Origin of the sequence: Streptomyces physcomitrii, assembly GCF_012273655.1 — a bacterium.
GTDB lineage: Bacteria > Actinomycetota > Actinomycetes > Streptomycetales > Streptomycetaceae > Streptomyces > Streptomyces physcomitrii.
This window is the reverse complement of sequence record NZ_JAAWWP010000001.1, coordinates 694209-720961: the sequence shown is the minus strand read 5'-3', so window position 1 is coordinate 720961 and position 26753 is coordinate 694209. Positions and strand designations below refer to the sequence as shown.

The 26753-nt window shown below is 66.5% G+C and carries 24 protein-coding genes and 1 pseudogene; 16 read left to right on the top strand and 9 right to left on the bottom strand.

Features of this window, described 5'->3' with window-relative positions; genetic code table 11:
* Window positions 1-3: 3 nt before the first annotated feature.
* The 3 genes from HFV08_RS03015 to nrtL form a co-directional block, all read right to left on the bottom strand.
* Window positions 4-1323 (bottom strand): homoserine dehydrogenase, encoded by a 1320-nt coding sequence (locus tag HFV08_RS03015; protein WP_210429726.1) that lies wholly within the window; start codon window positions 1321-1323, stop codon window positions 4-6.
* Window positions 1324-1457: 134 nt separating this feature from the next.
* The gene (gene lysA, locus HFV08_RS03010; protein WP_168535484.1) at window positions 1458-2849 is read right to left on the bottom strand and encodes a diaminopimelate decarboxylase; all 1392 of its coding nucleotides are present in this window, start codon (window positions 2847-2849) and stop codon (window positions 1458-1460) included.
* A gap of 131 nt (window positions 2850-2980) precedes the next feature.
* Window positions 2981-4123 (bottom strand): ArgS-related anticodon-binding protein NrtL, encoded by a 1143-nt coding sequence (gene nrtL / locus HFV08_RS03005; protein ID WP_168535482.1) that lies wholly within the window; start codon window positions 4121-4123, stop codon window positions 2981-2983.
* A gap of 190 nt (window positions 4124-4313) precedes the next feature.
* Here nrtL and HFV08_RS03000 point away from each other — a divergent pair, with 190 nt between their 5' ends.
* On the top strand, window positions 4314-4940 hold the full coding sequence (locus HFV08_RS03000) for a hypothetical protein (RefSeq protein ID WP_168535480.1): 627 nt from the start codon (window positions 4314-4316) through the stop codon (window positions 4938-4940).
* 212 nt (window positions 4941-5152) lie between these two features.
* Here HFV08_RS03000 and HFV08_RS02995 read toward each other — a convergent pair whose 3' ends face one another.
* Complete coding sequence (locus HFV08_RS02995; RefSeq protein WP_168535478.1) at window positions 5153-6757, bottom strand: S8 family serine peptidase; 1605 nt, start codon at window positions 6755-6757, stop codon at window positions 5153-5155.
* 713 nt (window positions 6758-7470) lie between these two features.
* Between HFV08_RS02995 and HFV08_RS02990 the strand changes: the two genes are divergently transcribed.
* Window positions 7471-8397 (top strand): phosphotransferase enzyme family protein, encoded by a 927-nt coding sequence (locus tag HFV08_RS02990; RefSeq protein WP_168535476.1) that lies wholly within the window; start codon window positions 7471-7473, stop codon window positions 8395-8397.
* A 7-nt stretch (window positions 8398-8404) separates the two neighbouring features.
* Here the strand turns inward: HFV08_RS02990 and HFV08_RS02985 are convergent, their stop codons facing one another.
* Window positions 8405-9754 carry an NsdA family TPR-like regulatory protein gene (locus HFV08_RS02985; RefSeq protein ID WP_512700953.1) on the bottom strand — a complete coding sequence of 450 codons (1350 nt, stop codon included), beginning with the start codon at window positions 9752-9754 and terminating at the stop codon, window positions 8405-8407.
* A gap of 264 nt (window positions 9755-10018) precedes the next feature.
* Here HFV08_RS02985 and HFV08_RS02980 point away from each other — a divergent pair, with 264 nt between their 5' ends.
* From HFV08_RS02980 to HFV08_RS02970, 3 genes are read left to right on the top strand one after another with little or no spacing between them, the layout of a single operon-like run.
* Window positions 10019-10537 (top strand): bifunctional DNA primase/polymerase, encoded by a 519-nt coding sequence (locus tag HFV08_RS02980; RefSeq protein WP_168535472.1) that lies wholly within the window; start codon window positions 10019-10021, stop codon window positions 10535-10537.
* A gap of 40 nt (window positions 10538-10577) precedes the next feature.
* The gene (locus tag HFV08_RS02975) at window positions 10578-10823 is read left to right on the top strand and encodes a hypothetical protein (RefSeq protein ID WP_210429821.1); all 246 of its coding nucleotides are present in this window, start codon (window positions 10578-10580) and stop codon (window positions 10821-10823) included.
* Window positions 10820-11140, top strand: coding sequence for a hypothetical protein (locus tag HFV08_RS02970; protein WP_210429725.1), 321 nt, complete (start codon window positions 10820-10822; stop codon window positions 11138-11140). The genes HFV08_RS02975 and HFV08_RS02970 overlap by 4 nt, the downstream gene beginning before the upstream one ends.
* A gap of 85 nt (window positions 11141-11225) precedes the next feature.
* Here the strand turns inward: HFV08_RS02970 and HFV08_RS31300 are convergent.
* Window positions 11226-11324: pseudogene (locus HFV08_RS31300) on the bottom strand (DNA-binding protein); the annotation flags it as partial.
* Window positions 11325-11582: 258 nt separating this feature from the next.
* Between HFV08_RS31300 and HFV08_RS31295 the strand changes: the two are divergent.
* On the top strand, window positions 11583-12329 hold the full coding sequence (locus HFV08_RS31295) for a hypothetical protein (protein WP_246341430.1): 747 nt from the start codon (window positions 11583-11585) through the stop codon (window positions 12327-12329).
* 759 nt (window positions 12330-13088) lie between these two features.
* Window positions 13089-13652, top strand: coding sequence for a hypothetical protein (locus tag HFV08_RS02955; protein ID WP_168535470.1), 564 nt, complete (start codon window positions 13089-13091; stop codon window positions 13650-13652).
* Between the two features lie 555 nt (window positions 13653-14207).
* Here HFV08_RS02955 and HFV08_RS02950 read toward each other — a convergent pair.
* Window positions 14208-15785, bottom strand: a complete 1578-nt coding sequence (locus tag HFV08_RS02950) for an RNA-directed DNA polymerase (protein ID WP_168535468.1) — start codon at window positions 15783-15785, stop codon at window positions 14208-14210.
* A gap of 515 nt (window positions 15786-16300) precedes the next feature.
* Here HFV08_RS02950 and HFV08_RS02945 point away from each other — a divergent pair.
* The 3 genes from HFV08_RS02945 to HFV08_RS02935 all read left to right on the top strand — a co-directional run bounded on the left by HFV08_RS02945 (window position 16301) and on the right by HFV08_RS02935 (window position 20052).
* The gene (locus HFV08_RS02945) at window positions 16301-18703 is read left to right on the top strand and encodes a dsDNA nuclease domain-containing protein (RefSeq protein WP_168535466.1); all 2403 of its coding nucleotides are present in this window, start codon (window positions 16301-16303) and stop codon (window positions 18701-18703) included.
* Between the two features lie 321 nt (window positions 18704-19024).
* Window positions 19025-19471: a GntR family transcriptional regulator gene (locus HFV08_RS02940; protein WP_168535464.1), complete on the top strand. Its 447-nt coding sequence runs from the start codon at window positions 19025-19027 to the stop codon at window positions 19469-19471.
* Between the two features lie 11 nt (window positions 19472-19482).
* Window positions 19483-20052, top strand: coding sequence for an HD domain-containing protein (locus HFV08_RS02935; RefSeq protein ID WP_168535462.1), 570 nt, complete (start codon window positions 19483-19485; stop codon window positions 20050-20052).
* Here HFV08_RS02935 and HFV08_RS02930 read toward each other — a convergent pair.
* A complete protein-coding gene (locus HFV08_RS02930) occupies window positions 20040-20513 on the bottom strand; it encodes an NUDIX domain-containing protein (RefSeq protein ID WP_168535460.1) in 474 nt (157 codons plus the stop codon). The genes HFV08_RS02935 and HFV08_RS02930 overlap by 13 nt on opposite strands.
* Window positions 20513-21280: a helix-turn-helix domain-containing protein gene (locus tag HFV08_RS02925; protein ID WP_168535458.1), complete on the bottom strand. Its 768-nt coding sequence runs from the start codon at window positions 21278-21280 to the stop codon at window positions 20513-20515. The genes HFV08_RS02930 and HFV08_RS02925 overlap by 1 nt, the downstream gene beginning before the upstream one ends.
* A 318-nt stretch (window positions 21281-21598) precedes the next feature.
* On the opposite strand from HFV08_RS02925, the gene HFV08_RS02920 reads away from it, so the two are divergent.
* The 6 genes from HFV08_RS02920 (at window position 21599) to HFV08_RS02895 (ending at window position 26708) form a co-directional block, all read left to right on the top strand.
* Window positions 21599-21898 (top strand): hypothetical protein, encoded by a 300-nt coding sequence (locus tag HFV08_RS02920; RefSeq protein ID WP_168535456.1) that lies wholly within the window; start codon window positions 21599-21601, stop codon window positions 21896-21898.
* On the top strand, window positions 21895-22344 hold the full coding sequence (locus HFV08_RS02915; RefSeq protein WP_168535454.1) for a Pycsar system effector family protein: 450 nt from the start codon (window positions 21895-21897) through the stop codon (window positions 22342-22344). The genes HFV08_RS02920 and HFV08_RS02915 overlap by 4 nt, the downstream gene beginning before the upstream one ends.
* Window positions 22341-23342, top strand: a complete 1002-nt coding sequence (locus HFV08_RS02910; RefSeq protein WP_168535452.1) for a DUF2637 domain-containing protein — start codon at window positions 22341-22343, stop codon at window positions 23340-23342. The genes HFV08_RS02915 and HFV08_RS02910 overlap by 4 nt, the downstream gene beginning before the upstream one ends.
* Window positions 23339-23989 carry a GGDEF domain-containing protein gene (locus tag HFV08_RS02905; protein WP_168535450.1) on the top strand — a complete coding sequence of 217 codons (651 nt, stop codon included), beginning with the start codon at window positions 23339-23341 and terminating at the stop codon, window positions 23987-23989. Before HFV08_RS02910 ends, HFV08_RS02905 begins: the two co-directional genes overlap by 4 nt.
* The gene (locus HFV08_RS02900) at window positions 23989-24372 is read left to right on the top strand and encodes an RRQRL motif-containing zinc-binding protein (protein WP_168535448.1); all 384 of its coding nucleotides are present in this window, start codon (window positions 23989-23991) and stop codon (window positions 24370-24372) included. The genes HFV08_RS02905 and HFV08_RS02900 overlap by 1 nt, the downstream gene beginning before the upstream one ends.
* 80 nt (window positions 24373-24452) lie before the next feature.
* Window positions 24453-26708, top strand: a complete 2256-nt coding sequence (locus tag HFV08_RS02895; RefSeq protein ID WP_312885319.1) for a P-loop NTPase family protein — start codon at window positions 24453-24455, stop codon at window positions 26706-26708.
* The last annotated feature ends 45 nt before the right edge of the window (window positions 26709-26753 follow it).

The window sequence follows — 26753 nt, the reverse complement described above, 5'->3', positions numbered from 1 at the left end:
TGGTTACTCTCCTTCAACCCGCATGATGCTGGCGACACCGCGCACCGTGTCCAGGCCCCTGAGCGCCTCGACGGTGCCGCTGAGGGCCGCGTCGGGCGCGCGATGAGTGACGACGACGAGAGAGGCCTCGCCCCCGTCGCTTGCCGTGTCCTGGAAGTCGGGGCGGCTCTGCTGACGCACCGTGTCGATGGACACGCCGTGCTCCGCGAAGACCGTCGCGACCTGGGCGAGCACGCCCGGCTTGTCGGCCACGTCAAGACTGATGTGGTACCGCGTCACGACCTCGCCCATCGCGGAGACGGGCAGATTCGTGTACGCGGACTCGCCGGGCCCCGTTGCCTCGCCGAGCTTGTTGCGGCATACCGCCACGAGGTCGCCGAGCACGGCGGAGGCGGTCGGCGAACCGCCCGCGCCGGGCCCGTAGAACATCAGCCGCCCGGCCGCCTCGGACTCCACGAAGACGGCGTTGTAGGCCTCGCGGACCGAGGCGAGGGGGTGGCTCAGCGGCAGCATCGCCGGGTGCACCCGGGCGGTGACCGAACCGCCGTCCGCGGCCCGCTCGCAGATGGCGAGCAGCTTGATGGTGCAGCCCATCGCCCGGGCGGAGGCGAAGTCCGCGGAGGTGACCTCGGTCATCCCCTCGCGGTAGACGTCGTCGAGCCGGACCCGGGTGTGGAAGGCGATACCGGCGAGGATCGCGGCCTTGGCGGCGGCGTCGAAGCCCTCCACGTCGGCGGTGGGGTCGGCCTCCGCGTACCCGAGCGCGGTGGCCTCGTCGAGCGCCTCCTGGTACCCGGCGCCGGTGGTGTCCATCTTGTCGAGGATGAAGTTGGTGGTGCCGTTGACGATGCCGAGGACCCGGTTGACCTTGTCCCCGGCGAGCGATTCGCGCAGCGGGCGGATCAGCGGGATGGCGCCGGCGACGGCGGCCTCGTAGTACAGGTCGCGCCCGTACCGCGCGGCGGCGGCGTGCAGGGCGGCGCCGTCCTTGGCGAGCAGCGCCTTGTTGGCGGAGACGACCGAGGCGCCGTGCGCGAAGGCCTCGGTGATCAGTCCGCGGGCGGGCTCGATGCCGCCGATGACCTCGACCACCACGTCGATGTCGCCGCGCTTGACCAGGGCGGTGGGGTCGGTGGTGATCAGCGCCGGGTCGATGCCCTCGCGCACCTTGCCGGGTCTGCGGACGGCGACTCCGGCCAGCTCCACGGGCGCGCCGATGCGCGCGGCCAGGTCCTCGGCGTGCGCCGTCATGATGCGCGCCACCTCAGAGCCGACGACCCCGCAGCCCAGCAGCGCCACCTTCAGCGGACGCGTACGCATCATCCGACCTGTGCCTTTCCTCGACCCTTGCCTGTACCGGGGCGCACAGCGGTTCCGTACACCCGGGGTGCGCTCCAGTCTCACGCACCGGACGGGACTTTCTATGCCACGTCCGGATCGTGAGACATCTATTTCATCTATCCGACATCGAGCCGCAGGAGATCTTCCTCCGTCTCCCGCCGGACGATCACCCGGGCCCCGCCGTCCGCGACCGCCACCACGGGCGGCCTGAGCGCGTGGTTGTAGTTGCTCGCCATCGAGCGGCAGTACGCGCCGGTCGCCGGGACCGCGATCAGGTCCCCCGGCGCGAGGTCCGCGGGCAGGAAGGCGTCGCGTACCACGATGTCGCCGCTCTCACAGTGCTTGCCCACCACGCGGACGAGCATCGGCTCCGCCTCGGAGGTCCGCGAGACGAGCGCCACGCTGTACTCGGCGTCGTAGAGCGCGGTCCTGATGTTGTCCGACATCCCGCCGTCCACCGAGACGTACGTCCGCAGCCCCTCCAGCGGCTTGAGCGTGCCCACCTCGTACAGCGTGAAGGCGGTCGGGCCGACGATCGCGCGCCCGGGCTCCACCGAGATGCGCGGGGTGCGCAGGCCCGCGGCCTCGCACTCGCGGCCGACGATCTCGTGCAGCGACTTGGCGATCTGGTGCGGCTCGCTCGGATCGTCCTCGGAGGTGTACGCGATGCCGAGGCCGCCGCCGAGGTCGATCTCCGGCAGCTCGACGCCGTGCTCGTCGCGGACCTCGGCGAGCAGGCCCACCACCCGCCGCGCGGAGACCTCGAAGCCGGCCATGTCGAAGATCTGCGAGCCGATGTGGCTGTGGATGCCGACGAGTTCGAGCCCGTCCAGCTTGAGCGCGCGCCGCACCGCCTCCGCGGCCTCTCCCCCGGCGAGCGCGATGCCGAACTTCTGGTCCTCGTGCGCGGTGGCGATGAACTCGTGGGTGTGCGCCTCGACGCCGACCGTCACCCGGATCTGCACCGGCTGCCGCTTGCCGAGCCGCTCCGCCACATGCGCGACCCGCACGATCTCCTGGAAGGAGTCGAGCACGATCCGCCCCACCCCGGCCTCGATGGCCCGCTCGATCTCCGCCACGCTCTTGTTGTTGCCGTGGTAGGCGATCCGCTCGGCGGGCATCCCCACCGACAGCGCGGTGGCCAGCTCCCCGGCGGAGCAGACGTCGAGGTTGAGCCCCTCCTCGTGCAGCCAGCGCACCACGGCCCGGGAGAGGAAGGCCTTCCCGGCGTAGAAGACGTCGGCGCCGGGCCCGAAGGCCTCCCGCCAGTCGCGGCAGCGGGCGCGGAAGTCCGCCTCGTCCAGGAAGTAGCCCGGGGTGCCGAACTCCTCGGCGAGCGTGGCGACATCGATCCCGCCGACGGTCACCGCCCCGTCCTCGTTCCGGCTGACGGTGCGCGACCAGACCTTGGCGTCCAGGGCGTTGAGGTCGGCCGGGGGCCCCGAGTAGTGCCCCTCGGGCAGTACGTCCGCGTGGCGGGGTCCGGCGGGGTGTGCGGAACGGCTCATGTCGTGCGCTCTCTAGGTGTCGTCGTCGTCCGGCCGCGGACGGTCCTGCGGGCGGACCCCGTGCCCCTCGCGCACGCCGTCGTGCCCGTGGTGATGGGAAGGGTCATGGTGGTCACCGTGGTCCGTGGCCTTCACAGATGTTCGGGTGCGTCGATGCCGAGGAGGGACAGGCCGCCCGCGAGCACCGTCCCGGCGGCTTCGGCGAGTGCGAGCCGGGCGCGGTGGGCGGCCGAGGGTTTCTCGGGGCCGAGCGGCAGGACGCGGATGGCGTCATGGAACCGGAAGAACGCGTCAGCGGTGACGACGAGGTGCCGGCACAGGCGATCGGGAGCGTAGTCGGTGGTCAGGGCGGAGAGCAGGGCGGGGTAGGCGGCGAGGGCGCCGAGCAGCCGGTCGGCGGCGCGGGTTCCGGGGTCCTCCGGCTGCTCCGGCCGCCGATTCTCGTACAGCTCACCGGCCTCGGCGGCGAAGCCGAGATCCCGGGCGTTGCGGACCAGGGCCCGGCTGCGGGCATGCGCGTACCGCACCCGGAAGAGCGGATTCCCCTCCCGCTGCGCGAGCAGCGGCACAAGCCCCGGCCCCTCCTCGGTACCGAGCCGCGGCCGCTCGTGCGCGGGCGGCCGCAGCAGCGCCCACCGGGCGGCGTCCCGCCCGAGCGCGTTCGGATCGAACCCCCGGGGCGCGGGCACCGGCCGCACCACCGTCCGCCCCGCCGCACCCTCCGGCACCCCGTACGCGTCCACCCGCACCCCGAGGTACCCGACCCACCCGGGCTCCGCCTCCGCGGCACAGCCGAGCCGCACGGGGACGCCCTGGGAGAGCAGCACCCGCCGCACGGCGTCGGCGACCACGGCCGCGCGGGGCTCGTCGGGGAAGTGGAGCGTGCGGGGGGCGGAGGCGGACGGCACGGCCCGGGGGGCGGGAAGGTGCCCGTAGGCTGCCGCCCCCCGCGCGAGGATCTCCCGTACGAGAGCGGCCCGGCCGTCCCCGTCCAGGGTGAAGCTCAGGAATCCGGGCCCGGTGACCTCGACATCGGCGACCCCGGGCACCCGCAGCCCGAGCACCCGGCGCCGCAGCACCCGCGCCACCGCCTCCGGCGGCTGCCCCGCGGGCCCGGCCAGCCGCAGGGCGACATTGCTGGCGTAGCTCCCGGCCCCGCCCGGCCGCGCCCGCTCGACCACGATCCGCTCCGGCACGGCCACCCTCAGCTCCCCCGCCGCGACAGCGGACCGCACGGCTTCCGAGAGCGCGTGCGAGAGATCAGCGGGGGTCACGGAGGAAGCCTAGGCGAGGAGGGTGGGGTCGGGGGAAACGAGTATCGGGGTGGTTCGGGTCACAGGCGGGCGGGGACCAGGACGGTACGGGGCTCACCGGGCGGGTGTTCCCGGGTTGCGGGGGCTCCCTGGGCGGGTGTTCCCGGGTTACGGGGGCTCCCTGGGCGGGCGCTCCCGGAGAGGGGGACCGATGTCCTGGGACGCCGTGGGCTATCTCGGGCTGGCGCTGATGGCCGTGGGCGCGGTCGTCGCGGTCCACGAATTCGCGGTGCACGGCGCACGTGAACAGGCCGCGGTGGACACCGGCCGCGCCGCCTTCGACCACTGGGTACGCACCCGCGGCGGCACCCCGCACGACCTCCCCGACCCCACCGCCGTCCTGCCCGCCGCCCTGCGCGACCGGGCCCGACTGGTACGCCTCGCCCGGCACGGAGCGTACGAGGGCGGCTGGATCGCCCTGGTCGAGTACAGCGAGGACGACCCGGAGGCCGAGTACCTCCTCGCGGTGACGGTCGGCATACCGGCGGGCGTCGAAGCCCCGGATTCCTCCCGCGGTCCACGCCTCGGCTCCCGCCGCTGGGCCCGCGCCCTCGCCGGTTCACTCGGCCTCGACGAGCCGTCCACCGCCGCACTGGAGGAGGCGGCTGCCGCCTCCCGGGGCACGCTGTGGGCCGGCGACGGCCACCTCACGGTGATCCACCAGGGGCTGCGCAACACGGTGCTGCGGCGGGGGGTCGCCCAGCCCGAGGCGCTGGTGGGGGTGCTGGACGCGGTGGCGGAGATGGGGACGATCCTGGGGACCACGCGGCAGCCGTGAGGCTTCGCCCTCGGCGGTGCCGCAGTTCCCGTACACCGGCCCCTTGTGAGACGCATCGGCCCGGCTCATGGGCAGCGGCCCCGCCGGGAAGATCCCGCCGGGGCCGCTACGGACAGCTCGGACACGGACGGGGCGGGAGCAGGAGCCCGAAGCCGGTGAGCCGGGGCGCCGGTCAGCCGGTCAGCCGGTCAGCCGGTCAGCCGGTCAGCCGGTCAGAACTTGAGGGACCAGGCGTTGATGTAGCCCGTGTCGTTGACCCAGTTGTCGGTCACCCGCAGCTTCCAGGTGCCGTTGGCGGTCTTCTGGTCGGCCTTCACCGAGACGGTGCTCCGGACATCGGCGGCGGAGTCGTACTGGTCGTAGTTCTTCAGGAGGAAGACACCTCCGTCGGGGGCGACCAGTTCGACCCGCAGGTCACCGCGGAAGGAGTGCCGCAGGTCCATGGTGACCGCGAGCGCGGCCGGGGCCTTTCCGGCGACACCGGTGACCGTGATCGGTGACTCGACGGTGCTGTTGTCGCGGATCGGGTAGTCGTCGGTGTTCTCGAACCGGCCGTCTCCCGAGGGCGGCGGGGTGTCGCCCCCGGCACCGGTGAAGAGCAGGCGGTTGGGGGAACCGGCCCGCGGGTCGGTGACCTTGTCCGGCGTGGCACCGCCGACCAGCTTCTCGCGGACCTGGGCCGGGGTCCAGCTCGGGTTGGCGGAGAGCAGCAGGGCGGCGGCTCCGGCGACGTGCGGGGTCGCCATCGAGGTGCCGTTCATCGACAGGGAGCCGGTGTCGCTCGTGGACGAGGAGGACACGATCTTGTCGCCGGGGGCGAAGATGTCCAGGCAGGAGCCGTAGTTGGAGCCCTGGCCGTTGGACCAGCCGGTGGCCCGGGCGTCCGCGCTGTTGGTGGCGCCGACGGTGATGGCGTTCGGCGTCGAGCCCGGCGAGTACGAGCAGGCGTCGGCGTTGTTGTTCCCGGCCGCGACCACCCAGGTGACCCCGGAGGCTATGGAGGAATTGACGGCGTCGTTGACGGACTGGGTCTTGCCGCCACCGATGCTCATATTGGCCACCGAGGGCTTCTTGGCGTTCTTGGTGACCCAGTCGATGCCCGCGAGCACCGGCGCCCAGGTCTCGCCGGAGGTGCCCTCGCAGTTGAGCACCCGGACGCTGACCAGCTTCACGCCCTTGGCCACACCGTAGGAACCGCCGCCGACCGTACCGGCGACGTGGGTGCCGTGCCCGGCGCAGTCGGAGGCGTTCGAGTCGTCGTCGATGAAGTCGTAGCCGCTGACCGCCCGGCCGCCGAAGTCCCGGTGGCTCATCCGGACCCCGGAGTCCACCACATAGGCGGTGACATCGGAGGCGGTACCGGAGTACGTGTACGCCTTGTCCCCCGGCAGATCGCGCTGGTCGATGCGGTCCAGACCCCAGGAGGGCGGATTCTGCTGGGTGTCGACCGCGTACGCCGCCGCGTCGGCCTCCACCCGGGCCACCGAGGGGTCGGCGGCCAGCTTCTTCGCCTCGGCCTCCGCCATGTTCACCGCGAAGCCGCGCAGGGCGGCGGTGTACGTGAAGCGCAGGTCCCCGTCGTGTCTCTCGGCCAGGGTTCTCGCCGAGGCGGGGATGTCGGCCCGGGCGACGCTGTCCTTGAGCGTGACCAGGTAGGAGCCCTCGACGGCTCCGGGCCGGTCGGCGCCGACGATCCGGCCCTGGCCCCCGGACGGTTCCGGCGAGACCGCGCCGGCGGCCCCGGCGGCTCCGACGAGCAGAGCGGCACTGACACCGAGGGCGAACAGGCGCCGGATATGGCGAGCGTCTGACTCCATGGCTTCTCCTTGAGGAAGTGGTCGGAGAGGAAGGGGCGCAGAGAAACGGGCGGACGGGACGGAAAGCCCGCGGACGAGCGCGGTAAGGCCCGTGGGAAGACATGAGGAGGCGAATTCCCCACGGGCCGAACCGCCGTACGGAACCGGGAAGCGCGGGCCACCGGACAGGGCCGGCCCTTCGGTCGGCACCGAAAGCCGTCGCCTTCGCCACCCCCCGGGGCCACCACCGGACCGCACCCGAGAGACGCTGGGACACGTCCGATCCGACCCACGCCAAAGATCCGCCCCCCGCACCCTCGGAGCAATACGGGCAACTACCCAGGAAATAGGGCCGTTTGACGACATGGTGCACGTAGCACGTAATCAACCTCGACACCGGTCCCGTCGATCCCGCCGACCAGAACGCCCGCACGGGCACCGGGTTGCCGGCAGCCGTGCGGGCGGACTAGGGGGCAGCGGCGGAGTGCCGGTGGGCGAGCAAGCGCCCCGTGAGGGCTGTCGGCGTACTCGGAACTCAGCGACACCAGGGCGAACCGGTCGTCCACCGGCATCAACTTCGCCGACACGGTCGCGGCCGAACGCGCCTGCTCTCCAGCACCCGGCGTCTGACCAGCGGAGACGGAGCATCCTTGCCGCCGCAGGCCGAGATCATCACGCCCCTCCTACCGCGGACCTCCTGTCGGCCCCGGAAGCCAGGCGGTAGCGTCGATCGCATGATCTCGGGCGACGGCACATCGCGGAACGGAGCGACGGACCTCACCGAGGAAAGCGCGGACGCCGTCTTCCGCGAAGCGTGCGAAGCCGTGAGCCTCGACCCGGCGGGGGCGGAGCTGCTGCGGCTCGGATCGAACGCCGTGTACCGGCTCGCGTCGTCCCCGGTGATCGTCCGCATCGCCCGTGATCCGGAAGTGCTGGAGGAGATGCGGCGCACCGTCGGTGTCGCACACTGGTTGGAGTCGGAGAACTTCCCCGCGACCCGCGTCGTGCCGGGGGTGGAGCAGCCGGCATTCATCGGCGGCCGGGTCGTCACATACTGGCGGAGCGCTCAGGACGAGATCGCGTACGGGCGGCTGGACGAGCTCGCGGACTTGCTGAAGCGGCTGCACCGGTTGGAGGAGCCGAAGGCGCTGGGCCTGCCGCACTTCGACCCGTTCGCGGAAGTGCGGGATTCGCTCGGCCGGCTGGACGGCGTCCGGGAGGAGGACCGCACGTTCCTGGAGGAGCGGGCCAGGCAGCTCGACAAGGAGTACCACCGGCTGGAATTCGTGCTGCCCTTCGGAATGATCCATGGAGACGCGAACATCGGGAACCTACTCCGCGGCTGCGACGGCCAGGCCGTCCTCATCGACCTGGACGGCTTCGCCCTCGCTCCGCGCGAATGGGATCTCGTACTCACCGCGCTCTACTACGACCGCTTCGGCTGGCACACCAGCGCCGAGTACGAGTCGTTCGTCCGCCACTACGGATTCGATCTGGTGAACTGGCCCGGCTACCCGGTCCTGGCCGATGTCCGCGAACTCATGATGATGCTCTGGCTCGGCCAGCAGGTCGCGACGAGTGGCAAGTCCGCAGAGGAGTTCGCACGTCGGGTCGACACGATCCGGGCGGACGGCAGCCGACGGGACTGGCAACCGTTCTGACGCTTCCTCACGCTGCACGCCCGGCAGCGATCCACAACCTGTGGTCGGCGGCCTCGTCGTGGAAGTCGCGGACGAAGGCCGTCTCACCGACCGATCCGAGATGCTGCCGGAACTCCGCGAGATAGCTGACGCAGCGCGCGGATTCGAGCTGTTCGCCGAGGTCGAGCGCGTCCAGTGCCACGCGGCAGGCCTCTTCCGCATCGCCCGCGCGAAGGTGCGCGTCCGCCAGCACCATGGTCGCGAAGAAGTCGCTCCGCACATGGCTGCCGCTCATGGCGTTCTCGGCATTGGCGACGGCCCGGCGGGCGCTGTTGACATCACGGAAGCAGTGCGCGGCCTCGGCCGCCAGCTCCGCCTCGTCGAAGTACGTGATCCACTCGGGCTCGTGAGTGTCGTTCCGGCGCTCCAGCGCGCTCGCTGCCTCCGCGAGCGCCGTTTCGCATGCCTGCCGGTCGCCGGTTCGAGCCAGCGCGCGGGCCTCCATGGCGTGGAACTGGGCCATCAATGTCGGAGTGGCCACCCCCGAGATGCCCATCCGCGCCGCTCGGGCGAGCGTGGCGGCCTCGGTGTACTTCCCGAGGAACGTGGCCTGGTGGCTCATGGCGGACAGGATGCTGCCCGCGAGTCGGCGGTCGTCGCCGTCCTGGGCGAGCCGCAGCGCCTGGAGGAAGTACCGCTGCGCGAGGCCGTGATGACAGGAGTCGTACGCCATCCAGCCCGCGAGGAGCGTCGCCTCAGCGACCGTTGAGAACAGGGCTCGTCCTACGGACTCCTTGTACTGGCCCTTGAGCAGCGGTGCCACATCACGGCTGAGGTAGTGGATCACTGCGTGCCGGGCGTGCTCACCTCCGAAGCGGTCGTCCAGGGTGGCGAACATCTCGCTCGTCGTCTTCACCGTGGCCACATCTGAGAGCCCTACGCGCACGCGTCCATCGACCGGCTCGGCGGGGAACGCGGGCTCGGGCGCCACCAGCCAGCGCAAGGACGCCTCGCTCCAAGCGGCGGCGGAAGTCTCCGAGAGGAGCAGCGGTTCGTACCCGTTGAGGTCGGCGCGCCACAGCTGGTCCACCGCGCTGATCGCGCTCTCCGGGCTCGGCGGATAGCGCGTCTCCAGCAGGTGACCGTCCTGTGTGGTGGGGCTGATCAACCCGAGCTGCGCGGCGGTCACGTCCAGCGCTTCGCAGAGCAGCGTGCCGTAGAACTCATCGGGGCTGCTGTGCCCGTTCTCCCAACTCGCCACTCGGCGCTTCACGTTCGTGTCGCTCGGGAGTGCCTGACCACGATGGGCCGCCAGGCGCCGGAGTTCGCTCACCAACCGTGACTGACTCCACCCGCGGCCTTTGCGGGCGGCCTGCACGAGTACGGCTCTCGGCTGTACCTCACTCGTCACCGGTGCCCCCCTTGCCGTGTTCCGGTCCACCGTTCACCGCGTCACGCTGCGAAGTCAAGGCATCACCGGCGCAGGTGGCGAAGTCGGGGGTGACGGGGGATGACGCAGGTCGAGGTGACGGATCGTTCCCCGTCACCTTTCGTCATCTCCCCAGCTCAGGGGTGTGCGTATGAGGCTTGTCGCACAAGGCGGCGGATGTGCCGTCGGACAGACCGACCGAGGTGAGATGACGTGCAGAGGACGACACGACGCGGCATTGACTGGCTCGCTGCTGCGGCGGACGAGCCGGAGAAGTGCAAGGCCGTATGGGCGGACGATCCTCGGCGACCGTGCGTCCTGCCGACGGGGGAACACTTCGACGCGGTGGTTCTGGACGAACGTGTCGGCCTGGAGACCTTCGATCAGCTCGACCGTCGGCGGCTGCCTCTCGGGCCGGTCATGGTCGACCACGCCTCGCGACAGGTCGGCTTCCTCCTGCCCGCGAAATCGGAGCAGCGATTCGCGCGCATGCTGCCCGAGGATGCCGGCAACGGTTGTCTCGCGTACAAGTACCTCGGCATCGGCGGCAACATCGTCGTGCCCGGCCCGATCGCGCTGAGCGGCGACCGCTACGAATGGCTGCGGGCCCCCGTAGGGCACTCGGACTGGAGCCCGGCTCGGACCGCCGCGCTGGCAGCCATGTTCGTCGCGGCACACTCGCTGATCGTCCGCGCGGACCAGTACGGCAGGGAGCTCTCCGGTGGCTGCTGAACAGCACCGCGACCGGCACGACTCCGCGAGCTGATCGCCGCTGGACAGTCGTGAGTGGTACGAGGCGCGAGACGCGGTCGTCGCTCTACGAGACGTTCTCACCGCCGCTGGGTTGGACAGGGAATTCCCGTACCTGCGCGCGGATCTGAATGCCTTCGGCTACGGCGTCATCGAACTCGGCCGCGTGTCCCCGGAAACGGCCGAGCGCTTGGCCGAGCTGCTGAGGCTCGCGCTGTCCCCTATGGACTGCGCGGCTTCGTCCGAGCAGATGGAGAAGAGGGGATGACGGACGCGCAAGGCGTGTGCATGCCTCAAGCGGAGATTTCGGACCCGGCGGTGCCGTACGTACGCGGCTGGTCTGCCGCGCGACAGAGCACGGACGCGCTGGCTGAGCAGCTCATGGCCCTGGGACTCAGCGCCGACTTCCCTGCCCTCAAGGCCGGTGTGAATGTGCGAGGCGACGGGATAGTCCGCCTCGGTGCCATCCGCCCGGACGCCGCGTCTCTTCTCGCCCTTTTGCTGACGGCTGGCCTCACCGTGGAGATGGCCCGAAACGAGAACCGCCCGGGCGGCGATGACGGCGCCTCGACTGACGCGGCATAGCCTCAAGTCCACCGAGCCCATCCTTCGAGTAGGCCGCCGCACAGCCGGGACCGGCGCCCCGGCGCCGCAGCCCGGACAGTGCGGCGGAGTACTTGTGCCCGTGCAGCCCGGCATCTTTGAGGGACTCCGCTGCCGCTTTCGCCGCTTGTTCGGTGCCCGACTCCACCTTGACGCGGGGCAGTGCCTGCCCGACTGGAGAGCCGTATGCCCGGCACCAGTGTCAAGCACCGTTGTCGGTGCCTAGTGGCATGCTCGCGGCCATGAGTCTCCACAAATCGTTACCGGCGGGGTGGCGCCGGCGCGCGCGGCGCGGGGCGACGAAGCGATAGCTGAACTCCGTTCTGACCTTGATCGGCTCGGCTACGGATAGTGGCCCATTCCACCGCGAATGAAGCTTGCTCTACGGCATGCGTCCGCAGCGGAAGCCCCGTGCGTCATATTCATGCCTGCTGCGAGCACGCTCGCTTACGTTGTGGTCGCGTACTTCGCGATCGTGCTGGTTTTCTACCGCGATCAGGACCAGCATTGGTTCTGGTTGCTTGCCTGGACAATCTCGGTTGCGTTGCTCATGAAGCTGTGTGTGAAGACGAGAGGCGCGAGTGTTCCATTCATCCGCAACCAGGCCACCTTGGAATGCAAGGCAACGATTCGCGCCTGTACGGAAGCATATGAGGCCGACCACGCCCGGCGTGCGGAGAAGCTGTTCGCGGTTGGGATCGTGCTGCGCCGTCTTGAAGGGGCCGTGATGCGGGCGCATCGCCGCTCGGGAGTCGTCGCCTTCCTTTCTCACCGTCGGCGAGAAGTGCGGGTATACGCGGGCCAGGTGGTGGCCAAGTTGCGCGAAGTGGAGGCTGCCCTCGATCACAGTCCCCATGCGGAAGCGCTCAGCGAGATTGCCGGCTTGGCTGTGACGATCGCTGAGCAGCACGTGAACGGCCACACCGGAGCACTTCTCCCCAAGCCATTACTGGAGGGCATGAAGCCGGTTCGCGACCGAGAGGTACTCCGGGTAGCAGCCGCAGTTGTCCTGATCGCCGGAAGCTTCGTCGGGCTGGCCTCCCTTGGCCTTCCAGACATCGCGACAGTTACGGCAGGAACCGCTTGGGCCGTATTGATCCTCATGGTCCTTTTCGGCAGCAATTGCACGCGCTATCTTCCCGTCTTTGAGCTCTTCAAGCGGGGCCCCTGATAGCCAGGTGGGGATGGACAGGGCTCCGAGTGCTACTGCCCGCCCGGGCGCAGCGGCGACCCTGTCGTCCTGGCTTCCAGCACGCGCATCCACACCCATCTGCTGGCCCAAATGGCCCCTGATCTTGCTCGACGCGAGACCCGAACTGGGGAGGCGGCTAGAGCCGTGGAGCCGACCGCCCCAGCACAGCGGGCTTCTTCCCCACCACGGCGTTCACTCCAGCCGCGCGACCGGCGTAGCGAGCCGCCTTGAAGACGCAGAGAAGGATTAAGCCATCCCGGCCGCAGAGTGGGTAGACCAACTCCAGGTCGTCGCCCGTGATCACTGACAATCAGCGGGTCCGAGCCATGTTCGACTGCGCACGCGCAAACGCCCCGCATTCAGGGAAATCCCTGACGGCGGGGCGTTATGGCACCTCGTACGAAGTGCCCCCGGCAGGATTCGAACCTGCACACACAGCTCCGGAGGGCACACCAAGAGAATCTTCTAAAGTGGCAATGACCAGGCAGTACGTCGCAAGTGGCTGATTCACCACCTGATCTCTATCGCGTATCATGCGCAACTTGCTCAGTGCGGGGCACTGTTGCAGCATCCTGCTCCCATGAAGACCTGCCCGGAGTACTCTGCGTGACGCGACACTGAACCCGGCAGACCGTGGCTAGGGGCACCCTGAAGCGCGGGGAGGGCGTGTACGGGAGCGGCGCCCCCTCATCCGTCTTTCTTGAAGTTGAGACGAGGGCAACCTGGTTGCGGTAAAAGATGGATGTCGACGAAGAAGCGCTGAATCGAGGACTCGACGAGTTGTCCACTCCACCTCCACCCGCCTCACACCAAGGGGCAAATGCAACTAATCCCACCATTCCGCATCAAGATGGAAGTTCTGGTGCCGGTAGCGCCCAGCCAGTGCCGGGGAGTGCCTCCGAGCCTGAGCATACGCCTTTACAGAAGCTCGGCACATGGTTCATGTGCGCAGTTGTTTTTGCGATTCTTCCGCCAATTGCGCAACTAGTTCAAGAGACTTCCCTGAAGAATCATCAGGCTCCGGGGTTCTTCGAGTTTTGCGCCCGAGCCGACTTGTACATCGTATGTATGGGTCTCGCGGCTTCGGCGATCGCGCAGGCACACATGCGAGCTAAAAGTGTTCCTCTCTTTTGGACGCTTTGGAATGTTGCTGTCTTGCTGTTCGCAACCTTCCTTGCCGCCGGTGCAGACGATAAAAATATTGACCCAGCGGTGCTGGGTCGAAATTCGTTCATCTTGCTTATCACCACACTGCTAAGTGCCGGGTTCACGACTTACCTCAGCGAGCGGGGGCCAGAGTAATGGACGCCGAACTCATGACCACCCTGATTACCGCGGCTCTTGCAGGAGCTTCAGCCGTTGGTGCATTGGTTACTCTACTCCATGAAAATGGTCTAGAATTACTTAAACTTATGCGGTCTATGATAGGACGAAATGGCGGGAATTCCAAGAAGCCGTAGTCATGGAGAGCTCGGGTTTCTTCATGAGATAAAGCAGGGATCGCCATGAACGGTTAGGTTCGGTAAATGAAGCGTCATGGAAAAGCGATTACGTTGGTTCGATGAGGGTGCACCCAAACTCAGGGAGGTACTCGAACGGCTTGGGCTTGGCGGTGAGTTCCCGGACGACGAGTTCTACGCTTGTCCATGCTGCCTAGTGACCTATCCGCGTGCAGCCGGCAGAGGTCGCCTGTCGGGTCGGCAACTCGCCCGAAGTGATCCACCGCGTCTACGAGGGGTGTATCTACGACCAAGAGGAGGTCATGAACAAGAAGATCGAGCGAGAGTTGGATTGGCCGTAGTTGGCTGGTGGTGCTGCATGCCGCAGGGCTGGTGACACCGGCCCTGCGGCTGTTTTCTAGAGATCGGGCGCGGAGGAGACCCAGTCGTAGTCTTCAGCAACTTTCGGTATCGCATATTTGGTTGCTTCGAGGTACTGAGCTGACAACACGTTGCGGGCATCCTCTCCGAGGAGGCGCCGGACGAGCTGCTTGTCATCTCGGGCAGATAGAAGCGCGAGGCCGTAGATGCGTTGAAATATCGGGCGAGCCTCGGAGTCTGTTCGAGTGCGGATGATGTCCTTGCACGCCGACGGGTCGAGGCGTGACAATCGCTGGGCTGCGACGGAAATTTGATGGATGTCAGTGCTGTTTTCGAGCCAGTCCTGCATGAGGTGAATGAACTCCCGGTTCTTTACTCCGGGGACAGCCAGTGCGAATTGTGCAGAGGCCCAGGGAATCGCTGACCATGGAGCTTCATGGAAACTGCTCAGCCAAGCGCAGTACTTGTCCAGAAGGTCTCGATCTTCCTTTATTGCGTCCCGGAAATATCTCCCGAGCCTGTCAGCGACATGCGATAGCCGGACAGCTGCCAGCAGCCATTCTTCAAAGCTGGCATAGTGATTATGCTTTCGCAAGGTTACAAGCACTCGATTGATCGAAGTGCTCGGTAGCAGGTGGGGGTTAATAAGGGCGGCCGACTCGATACTTTTTAGTTCGGTGAGGTCAACTTCTTCAACTGGAGTTGCCTTAACGTCGGAACCGAATCCGTTCAGGATAAGTCGACGCTTCATGGGAACGGGAAGCTCTTTGAGGGCATCAAGCAAGACGTCTTGCTGTATATCCTTGATAGGAGCGAGGTTACTCTTGGAGGCATTCGCCTCCAGGCCTAGCTCCCGTACTCGCCCTTGGAAGTCCAAGAAGAATCGGTAGAGTTGCTCTTCTTCGCCGGTGACGTATATGTCATCCATCCATCTGACTGCGCCAGTCAGAACCCCTCGTCCGAGCCTCTTTGAGATCGAGTCATCCAGCGGCGTCATGTAGCGGTTGGCGAGGATTGCGGATGGCCAACTGCGCTGAGGGAGTCCGCTCCGTGACGACATTTGGTCATGCTTGTGGAGGATATGCTCTATGAGCTGGGATCCGGCATTCTTTCCCGCGTCGTCGTAGACGATGCTCGCCATCCTATCTACGCTGATGGAGGCGAAGAATGATGTGATGTCGGTTCCCAGGGCAAACGCTGAGCTCTGTTCACGGTTTTCGAAGAAAGACATATAGTCTTTCCATTCGTTGCCGTTATTCACCAGGTCTGGACCGTTGCGAAGTCTCCAGCCGTGAACCCAGTTCGGCAGATCAGCATGCAACTTTCCTGCCACTAGATGCACCGCTGCGGCGTAGGCAATTTTGCAGTCGAGTGACATTACGACGGCGGGGCGTACGCCAAGGCGACTCTTGGGCACAATGATCGGCTCGAACCATGGGTCCCTGCGCGTTCTGAAAGATCCGTCTCTTTGGACAATCTCAGCCCAAGGGAAATCGTCGGGTCGGCTGGTTATCCAGTTCAGCTCCGGCCACGCCCACGGATCCCGGTACCAATCCCCGTACATTTCAGTCCGGCAAATCTCGGCGGCCTTCTTCGCGTCCAGCCCAAAGTTCATACTCCGCCCCCGCCCAGGTTGCCAGGAAAAGAATGGTATGGCGTGCGATTCACCGTTGGCAACGGACTTGTGCAAGGGGATGCTTTCGTGTCTCGCTTGCTTCAGACGTCCTCGGTCGGCCGAGCAGCGAACCGGGTTGCCAGCGGCCGTCCCGATCTCTATCGCAGGTCTATCGCGATCGGTGCGCAGCAACGACAAAGAGTCGGACCCAGCGAGACTGGATCCGACTCTTGATGTCTGGCACTTCAGCAGTTCAGCGGGTTGATCACGCTGTTCCTGCGAAGTGCCCCCGGCAGGATTCGAACCTGCGCACACGGCTCCGGAGAGATTGTGCCGTTCAAGCCTGATAGAGCCTCTGACCAGCGGGGGAGCGCGACCAGAGCGCCGCCGTAGGACTTGTTGTGTCGGAGGTGTGTCGCGCAGCCAGCGATTGGCGACACGTTGCGGAGCCGACGGGTGCGTGGCCGTTTGCATGTTGCATGCCAGCGAGGGGCAGTTCGCCTACCATCGTCCATATGGTAAGCGGGAGAAGCGAAGAGGCAGCCGGGGCTTCCCTGGGCACGACTTACACCAGGCTCACCTCGGCGTTACCTGAAGACAAGAGGAATTCAGCCCCTGCAACCCGGGCCCGCTTTGAGTACCAGGATGAATGCATCGTTAGTCTCATCCTGGATCACCTGCGGGGCGACCTGGAGGGTGTCCTCGTTGAGCATTCAACGGACGTCGTGCTAATACCTAAGCACGACAAGCCTGAACTGATCTCTATCAAGCATAGAGAGCCTCACCATGCCTCTGATGCAGGATGGACTTGGAGTTCACTGGCCAAGGACTCGGTGCTAGCCGATCTATATTCGGCTTGGGAGCATGCTGATCGGCGGGCATCGGTCGCTTTCGTAAGCAATGCAGGACTCAGTGGCCCTTCAAAGATTCTCTGGGAAGCGTGCCGAGGAAGTGAAACTGCCAAAGAGCAGGCTTCTACCCGGCTGAGTAAGTCTCTCAAGATTGATAAGGTCGATGCTCAAGACTTTATCGCCGATCTGCACATCCCGCAGCATCCATTGCCTCGACGTAACGAGATCACCGATGTAGGCGTGAGGAAGATGGAGGCATACCTTGTCGGGTCCGGGCGAAAGCCTTGGTACGCCGAAGCGTGCTACCTGGCAGTCTTGGCCAGAGTGGCTAGGGCAGGTATTGAACTTCCAGAATCAAGAACTGCGACGCCGCGCCACCTTGGTGCCACGGTGAAGGCGTGCGTACAAGCCGAAGATCTGCGCAAATTTAATGCACGCTACATTGCCGCTGATGAGGTCCGTGAGTTGATCTCGGAGGAATATGCTAGGAAGCAAGCTGATGCAGCACCGTTAGTAGTTGGGTCGGGAACGATTGAAATTCGCCCCCCAGGCGCTTACGATCCGATTGCTGATTTGGGAGTTCACCTTCCCACTCGGCGAACTGATTGGAAGGATCTGCCCCGTTATGTGTCGCGAAGTGTGGACACTGAACTCGACGAAGCTCTCTCTCGGGGAGGATTCGTTGTAATTGAGGGTAATTCTGCGGCCGGCAAGTCGCGAACTGGTTATGAAGGACTCAGGCGAAATGCGGAAGTGCTTGGATGGAAAGCTGTCGTAGTGCCTAGTAGTGGCCAAGCTCTTCGTGATCTCCTGACCTCGGGGCATGATTTCAGTAACAGTATTGTTTGGCTTGATGATCTGGAACAGTTCATGGGGAAAGGAGGGGTGGATGCGGGGCTAGTTCGTTCTCTTTGTGCACACCGTAGTGCGGCTGTATTGGCTACGATGCGTTCTCAGGCTAAGGCCGCACTTTACACTTCCGCTAGGTCTGACCCGACCGCCCGAAAGACGCTGGCTATTGCAACCGTGCTCCGAGTGGAAAGGAATCTTGATAGAAGCGAGCGCATGCGGGCAGCACTCTTGCGCGAAGATCCCCGAATTGCTGATGCTCTCGACCGGGCTGGTGAGGCTGGTTTTGCCGAGTACATTGCGGCTGGCCCATCGGCAGTGGAGCGTTGGCTAAGCGGGAAACACGGCGGTAACGAAGTAGGCGCCGCTCTGGTATCCGCAGCAGTTGATTTTCGGCGTGCCGGATATTTGGCCCCTGTTCCAGGTGATTGGCTTAGGGCGACCTACGGACATTATGTGGACCCTCGTCTTCGCCGTCGAGTTAGAGCCGAGGATGTAGATGCGGCTTTCGTGTGGGCGACGGAAGAAGTTGAAGGAGCTAGTTCATGTCTTGAGCCGTACGGTGAAGAAGACAGGTACCGCGTGTTCGACTATCTCGTTGACTATGCCCAGCAGCAGTCGGCAGGTGGGGAGCAAGATCCCACAGAACGTAAATTTTTCTCGGAAGTGAGCGATGTGCCGGACATCATCTGGCATGAGCTGCAAGATCGAATCTCTCTTGATGATCCACAATTCATGAGCTGCGTCTCGGTAGCCTCAGTTTCGAGTCACCCTGGGCTAGCCTATTCCTTTAAGCAGGGCAAAGACGCTGGACGTATTAAGAAGCGCTATCTTGAGTCTCCGGACAGGCTCCTGAATTTTGCGCAAGCCTGCTTGTCTGTCAGGATGTGTATCGCCTGCCAATGTGCAGTGCTGGGGGTTGACCTGCTTCGGCTTGTACGCGCAATGATTGAGTCTGTGAAAGCTTTCCATAGCTCGGTTACGGGCCTCCCGGATTCGTCGCAGATCATATCTCTAGACGCGCTAGAAAGCCTGATTGAAGATGAGTTGGGCGGCGCCTTCAAGGAGGCGCTCGATGAATGCCCAATCGCCGATTTGAGGGTGGTCGGGGAAGCGTTCGCGAGTGAAGGTCGACTCGAAAGCGCGGAAATATGGCGCATGTACCTGAGTGATCGCAAAAATGGATCTGGTGGCCAGCTTCTTCTCTTTGAAGAATAGAACGTATCTGGTGTTGCTGTCGACGCGGCGGAGGCTTTGCGGCTCCTTGCCTTCTGGCGTGGCAGATTAGATCGGAAGTCGCCTCCGGCTCCTACGCCCACCGGGAGGTCGGCTCCGCCGACGGCTGTAACACCCCGGGTGTTACAGCCGGGCTGTGACCAGACAGCTCGGACAGCGGCGCTTCGAGCTGTCCGGTCCATTTACGCAGGTGAGAGCCCTAACCGGACAGCCGGACACGTGGGACACTCCTGTCCGAAGACGCACTTCATGGCCCAGTGGCACTCTTGACAGCGGGCCATGAGTGGAATGAGAGGAGCCGAAGTGCCGGAGGCCAGTCCGCGCGGAACCTACCTGGTCATTGCGGAGACGCTGCGAAACGAGATTCAGGCCGAAGGGGACAGGGAGGCGCTGCCGTCGGAAGCAGAGCTGATGGACACGCACCGAGTCTCCCGGAACACGATCCGTCGCGCGCTCAAGGTTCTCGAAGGTGATGGGGTTGTCGAGTCCGCTCCCGGTATCGGATGGCGCGTGGTCCGGGGAGGCGACCGCCGGTCGCTCGCGGAACGCATGACGGACGTGATCCAAGAGGACTCCCTCTCGATCGGTGACGCGTACCCGTCCGAAGCGAAGCTGTGTGAGCGGTTCGGAGCGTCCCGGACTGCCGTGCGTCGGGTTCTTGCCCAGATGGAGGGGAACGGGGTGCTTGCCACCGTGCACGGCAAGGGACGAACCGTGTGTGCACTCCCGACTCACGTCGCCCGGTCGTAGGCTTAGCCGCCATGGGACTGACTGAGTGGGCATACACGCTCTCTGAATCGCTGCTTTCCGAGCCGCTCCCGCGCCGGTGGGCGCACTCACTCGGGGTCGCCAAGTGTGCTCGCTCCCTGAGCCCCATCCTGGGGGACGACGCGCAGCTGTTGGAGGCCGCTGCCGTGCTGCATGACATCGGCTACTCGCCAGCCATTGCTGCTACGGGCTTCCACCCCTTGGACGGCGCGCGGTTCCTCAGAGATCAGGAAGGCGCGGACGAACGGGTTGTTCGTCTTGTGGCGCATCACTCCTGTGCCTTGCTCGAAGCGGAGGAACGCGGGCTCCGTCGGGAACTTGAGAGCGAGTTCGAGCTAGAGCGCCCCGACCTGGTCGACGCCTTGCTCTACTGCGACATGACGACGACGCCGGACGGGACGCAGACAACGCCGGCCGCACGACTGGATGAGATCGTGCAAAGGTACGGCCCGGACACCATCGTCGGGCGGTTCATCCAACGCGCGGCCCCCGAGATCCACGCAGCATCGAAGCGTGTCGGGGAGCGGATGGCGGATGTTTCGGTCGGTGGTCAGCCGATGTAGGGTTCCCGCCGCGCGTCATCGAGACCGTGCCGGATGCGCAGCATCATCGAAGGGTGGATATCCAGCCCGTCAAGGTCCGCTGGGTCAACCCAGCGGACCTCTTTCGATTCACTACTTGTGCGCAGGGAACCGCCGACCGAGTGGGCCCGGAAGCAGATAGAGAACTGTTGACGGACTTCGCCGTCGTCGTACGCCAAAACGTGCTCGGGGTCCGTGTAGAGCCCGACGACGTTGTCTACTTCGACGTCGATACCGGTCTCTTCCCGGACCTCACGAACAACCGTGTCCGCGATGCGCTCGCCAATATCGTGGCCACCACCGGGCAGAGCCCAAAGACCATTGTCGGTCTTGTGGATGAGCAACAGTTTCCCCGCATTGTCGCGGACAACTGCCGTCACCGAGGGGACCACCGAATTTGCCTTAGGCGCGTTCGGGTCGCGGAAGTAGTCAATGCGGCTCATCAGTGTGTGCCTTCCCAATCGTCGGGTGACGAGATCGGACGGGCCGACTGCCACACCTTTTCAACGCTCTCAGCGTAGGCGTCGAAGAGTTCACCGCCGGGCACGCGTTGCAGATGGAGCACGGGAGCCATGTAGGCGCCGACCCCGTAGAGGTGGCCGTTCGCCAGCAACTCGTCATCGGCCCGGTAGATCGAGTTGTAGAGAGTGGTGCCGTGCAAGCGGAACTCGACACCGGGGAGGCCAAAGAGCGGGCCGTAGTTGATGAGGGCGTTGCGAATCTTGCCCGCCATCGCGGCGCCGATCCCTTCGTCGTCGCCCCGTACGGCCACGGCCGGCGACTCTGGCTCTCCCAACATGAAGCGGATGGGGACTCTGTCAGCCGACTTCTCTTTCACGATGCGGTGAAACATCGCGTCCTCGGTGAGCCAGAACCCCGAGTACACCAGTAGGTCAAACTGCCGGGTCGCTTTGGAGTACAGGTTCGTCCAAAGGGTCTGCATCACGACGGACCGGTGCGGATACAGCCTCACCAACTCCGCGTTGCCAGTGGCGGTCACTTCGGCCGACGTTCGTTCGTCCGGCCAGAGGTACGAGACTTCGCACTTCAGAAGTGAGGCGGTCGCGTACTGGAAGCGCCGATACGGCTTGCGGTCTGGGTCATTGATCCAGCGTTCGACCGTCTTGGCCGCGACACCGAGCCGTTCAGCGACCTCGTCAAGGGTCAGGCCCAGGTCGACTATGGCGCCACGCAGTCGCTCGTTCGCCACGTCCAACCTCCGCTCACTCGGGACGACTTGGTACGACTTCACGCTAGCCAAGGACGACCCGAGTCGTACAGGTGCGAAGTCGAGCGTCGCTGTCATCGCAGCCACTCTGTAGGTACATCGAGCGCGAGGGGCTCGCGGAACGTCAACAGTCGAAGGGCTTGACGCAGCGAACCTCTCACTGCACGATGAGGAACACGTGATACATGTTCTCTATCTCGGAGGACGTGTACCGCCGCGCACATGTTCGGTGGCGGGACTCCCCAGCAAGGTCGCCCGCCGCCGGACCTCTCCCTGTCCCATCGATTCAGGAGAACGTCCATGCGTACGTACATCGGCAGTCAACAGGCCGTATCCGCTGAGGACTTCGCGGAACTGGCCCTCGGTACCCCGGTTGAGCTGTGGCTCGGGGTGGAGGGTGAGAGCGAGATGGAGCGCGCGGCTCGGATGGACGCGGCGCGCGACATCTTGGCCGACCCCGAGTACCGCAACCTGCCGGACGACGTGGCCCGCATCGCCGCTGAGGTGATCGAGGCGCACGCACCGGAGCTGTTCAACGTCGTCCCCCTGGCGCGTCCAGCGGGGTTCCGTCGGCTCTCCCGGAAGGGGGCTGCGGCATGAGCGCCCTGGAGACGAAGCTGACGACCGCGCACGCTGAGGTGAAGGCCGAGATCGCGCGGACCGACAACAAGACCGCTCTGTTGCTGGCGTTCGTCGGCGCGGTGGTGGCCGGGGCTTGGACGGTCGCCAAGGACATGCCGCTGAACACCGCTTCCTGTGTGGTGGGTGGCGCGGGCATGGCGCTGTTGGTCGCTGCGGCGGGTCTGCTGCTGCGGTCGGTGCGCCCGAACCTGCGCGGTCGGCACGGCTTCCCGTTGTGGGCGACGCTCACGGCTGAGGAGATCACCACTCAGCTGCGTGAGGACCGTCTCAGCGCGGACATCGCGGGTCTTTCCCGCCTCGCGATGGCCAAGTTCAAGGGCCTGCGCCGTGCGGTTGACCTCATCTGCGCAGGTGGCGCGCTGCTCATCCTCGCGGCCCTGATCGTGGCCGGAGGTGCGGCATGACGACGACGCAGAGCATCGAGCGTCCGGCGGTGCCGCCGCTGACGCGCCCGGAGATGGGGCTTGCCGGACTTGGCGCGCTCGCCGCGGCGGGGGTCGGGGCCCTGGGCCTGATTGCCTCGTTCGACGCGGTCTCCTCTGCTGCGGCGCGGTGGGGGTTCGGTGAGCCGTGGATGTTGCCGGTCGGTATCGACGTGGCCATTCCGGTGTTCACCGTGGCCAACCTGCTGTTGATCCGGATGGACATGGCGCTTGCGTGGGTGCGGTTCGTGCCCTGGGCGCTGACGCTGATCACGTGCGGGCTGAACGTCGCCGCTGGGGAGTCGCTGTGGGCCAAGGTGGCACACGGCACGATGCCCTTGCTGTGGGTGGTGTTCTCCGAGATCGGTGCGCACATCTACGCCGTGCGGATCGGCGCTGCGACCGGCCGGCGGATGGAGAAGGTGCGGTTCTCCCGGTGGATGCTGGCCCCGCTGTCGACGTTCGGTCTGTGGCGGCGGATGACGCTGTGGGAGATCACGTCCTACTCCGAGGCGCTGAAGCGAGAGCGTGAGCGGCAGTTGGCCCGTGCCCGGCTGCGTGAGGAGCACGGTCGGCGGTGGCGGTCGAAGACTCCGCGCCCGGAACGCGTGCTACTGAAGCTGGGTGAGCTTGCCCCGGCGGGCGAGGACGTTCCGCCTGTGCCGCCGACGGAGACGCCGAAGTCGAAGCCGGAGGCGCCGAAGCCGCCGCGCAAGCGCCCGGCCAGCACCAAGGGCAAGGCAACGAAGGCGCCGCGGACCCCGGCCGAACTGCTCACCGAGGCACGCGATGCTACGGCGGACTGGACGGACGACGCGATCAACGCGGAAGCAATCCGCACCACACTGCACTGCTCTGCCGCGAACTCCCGTGTCCTGCGTGACCTGCTGCTGAACGAGCGGGCCGAGGGGCGCCGCCTGCACTCCGTCGACGGCGACGACGAAGGCACCGACGAGGGCACCGAGGGGGCGGCGGCATGAACACCCTGATGACCATGCTGGCCGCGGCGGCTCCGGTCGCCTCCGGCTGGACGGCCCACACGTTGTGGCTGCGGCGGCGCCTGAACGTCGCCCGTCGTGACCCGCTGACCGGGCTCCGGACGCGCGAGGGATTCACTCGCCGCGCCACCGCCCTGTTGAGGGACCCGCGCGCGGTGGTGGTGCTCGCCGACGTCGACAAGTTCAAGCAGATCAACGACACCTTCGGGCACGCGGCCGGGGACGGGCTGTTGAAGGCGACAGCGGACCGGCTCGCCCACCACGTCGGCCGGTCCGGGGTGGCCGGGCGGCTCGGGGGCGATGAGTTCGCTGCCGTCCTGATCGACGACCACGGCACCGCTGGAGACATGCTCGCCGTGCTGCACGGCGTGCTCGCTCGCCCGGTCGACGGCCAGGACCCCGACGTACACACCACGGTCGCTCTCGGCTGGGTGCGTGCCGCCGACTTCCCCGATGACGACCTGTCCGCGCTGCTGCGTCGTGCGGATGAGGCGATGTACGCGGCCAAGCAGGCTCGCGCCGGTACCCGCCGTGCGGGGCTGGGTCGGCTGTTCGCCACCGTCACCGGACGGCGCGCAGGCCGTACCGGCGCCCGCTCGGACGCTCCGGTCGTAGGGGTGGCTGCCTGATGTCGACGTACGCCAAGTGCTTCGACCCGGACGGGACCCGGTTCGGCATCCCCACGTTCCCGTGGCGGTTCGCCCCGGACGGCTATGCCACCCGCCGCCAGCTGCGTGAGAAGGGGCTTCGGCCGGGCGGGCAGCCGGTCGCCGCGCAGGTGATGCGCCGCCACGGGGGCCGCAAGTCCGGCGTTCAGGTCGCCTACCTCTACCGCATCGACTGTGCGAAGCCGGTCCGGCCGATGACCTCGCGCAAGTGGGGCGCGCTCGCTCTGGCGATGCTCGCCCGCCGCACCTGCCCGCAGTGCCGGTTGACCTACAGCTACTGCATCCCGACCTCGCTTGGGGTGTGCGTCCCCTGCGCCTACCCCGAAGACCAGCGCGCCGCCTAACCCACGTTCGTACGGGGCCCGGTCTCAACCGACCAAAGCAGCGGCCGGGCCCCGTATCCCTCCCGAGAGAAGGAACCCAAGTGAAACACCCCGACGACGACAACGAACTGTTCAACAGGCTCGAAGCCGAGATGGGCGCCGACTCCAAGGGCGACGTGGTCGACCTGGACAAGGCGCGGTCGGCCCGTACTGAGTCGGCCGACGGCACCCCCGACGCGTCGCCCGACTCCGCGCCCGACCGGTCGGGCGACCCGAAGCCGACCGAGTCGGCCGACTCGGAGACGGGGGAGTCGGACGACTCCGGCCCGGCTCTGGTCGACCGTCCGGCGCCGACTCGGTCGGGCCCCGGTCTGATCGACCGCATCCGCGACTCCAAGCGGCTGGACATCATCCCGGTGTGGATGAAGTCGGGCGCGGAGTTCAAGGACGCGATGGGCTGGCTGGCCGGGCACGTCTGGCACACCATCGCCTTCCACGCGGTCCGCGTGCCGTTCCTGTACGTGCCCAAGCTCATCTGGCGCTCCCCGAGCGGCCTGGTCAACGCCTTGGGCAGGGTCGGCCGTTGGGCGGTCGACGCGGAGGGCGAGCCGCTGCGGCAGGCAGAGGCGCGCCGCGAGAACTCCGAGCTGTACCTGAAGCTGTCTCGGCAGCGGGACCGCCGGGTACGCCTGCGGATGCTCCTCACGTTCCTTGGCGGACTGTTCGCCCTGGTCGTGGGCCTGTTCCTGGTGTTCGGGGCGGAGCTGATGACACAGGTCATCGCCGCTGCGGTCACCGTGCTGACGCTGGGCTGGCTGAGGGCGCCGGCGGATGCGCCGCTGGCTACCCGCGCGGTCATCAAGACCGAGGTGCAGAAGCTCACCAGCGACATCGTGGTCAAGGCCATGGCGTCCATCGGCATCGGGCAGATTGCATCGGCGGTCGCCAAGGGACAGGACGGCATCCGGTTCGTCGCCCCCATCACCCGTGAGGGGCCGGGCTGGCGCGCTGACATCGACCTGCCGTTGGGCGTGACCGTCGCAGACGTGGCCGACCGGCGTGCCCGGCTCGCCTCCGGCCTGCGCCGCCCGCTGGGCTGCGTGTGGCCGGACGCCGACCCCAACGAGCACGAGGGACGGCTCATCCTGTGGGTCGGTGACCGGGACCTGTCCAAGACCGGCACCGTGAAGTGGGCGCTCGCCAACGTCCGCAAGCACGACATTTTCAAGCGCGTCCCGTTCGGCATCGACCCGCGCGGCCGTGCCCAGTCCGTACCGATGATCCAGCACAACATCCTGGTCGGCTCGCTGCCCGGCCAGGGCAAGACCGCCTCCGTGCGCGTGCTGGCCTGCGGCGCCGCGCTTGACCCGAGCGTGGAACTGTGGCTGCACGAGAACAAGGGAACCGGCGACCTGGACTCCCTCGAATGCGTCAGCCACCGGTTCGTCTCCGGCATCGACGACGACTCGATCCGGTACGCGGCCGACTCCCTGAAGTTGCTGCGCGAGGAAGTCATGCGCCGTGCCGCGGCTATCAAGAAGCTGCCGCGGGATCTGTGCCCGGACAAGCGCGTCACCCGCGCCATCGCTGACAAGCGCTCGCTGAAGCTGTGGCCGCTGGTCGGTGTGTTCGACGAGTGCCAGAACCTGTTCGCCCACCCCAAGTACGGCAAACAGGCTGGTGACGATGCGGAGTTCATCATCAAGCTCGGTCGTGCCCTGGGTGTAATCCTCGTGCTGGCCACGCAGCGGCCCGACAAGGACTCGCTTCCGACGGGCATCAGCGGCAACGTCTCCATCCGCTTTGCTCTCAAGGTCGCCGGACAGGTCGAGAACGACATGATCCTCGGTACGAGCGCGTACAAGAACGGCGTGCGCGCCACGTCGTTCCGTCCGGAGATCGACGCCGGTAACGGCTACCTCGCCGGCGCCACCGCGCTCCCGGTGGTGGTGCGCACCGCCTACCTGGACGACCCGGCCACCAACGCCATCGCTCAGCGCGCGCTCGCCCTGCGCAAGGCCGAAGGCACCCTGTCCGGGCATGCCCTCGGGGAAGACACGGACAGCACGTCGGGACCGTCGTACGACCTGCTTGCCGACGTGGCCGCGGTCGTGCCGCCGTCGGAGAAGCGCGTATGGAACGAGCGGATCGCCGCCCGGCTCACGGAGCTGCGGCCGGAGGTCTACGGCGGCTGGAAGGGCGAGAACGTCACCAGCGCGCTCAAGCCGCATGGCATCAAGACCACCGGCGTGGCTGGGACGACCGACGACGGCGAGCGCACCACGCGCCGCGGCATCGTCCGCGATGACGTCACGAAGGCAATTGCGGAGCGTGACGAAAACCGGGGTGCCGCCTAGCCCCGCCGGACAGCTACCGGTAGCGGGCTCACCTGCTACCGGTAG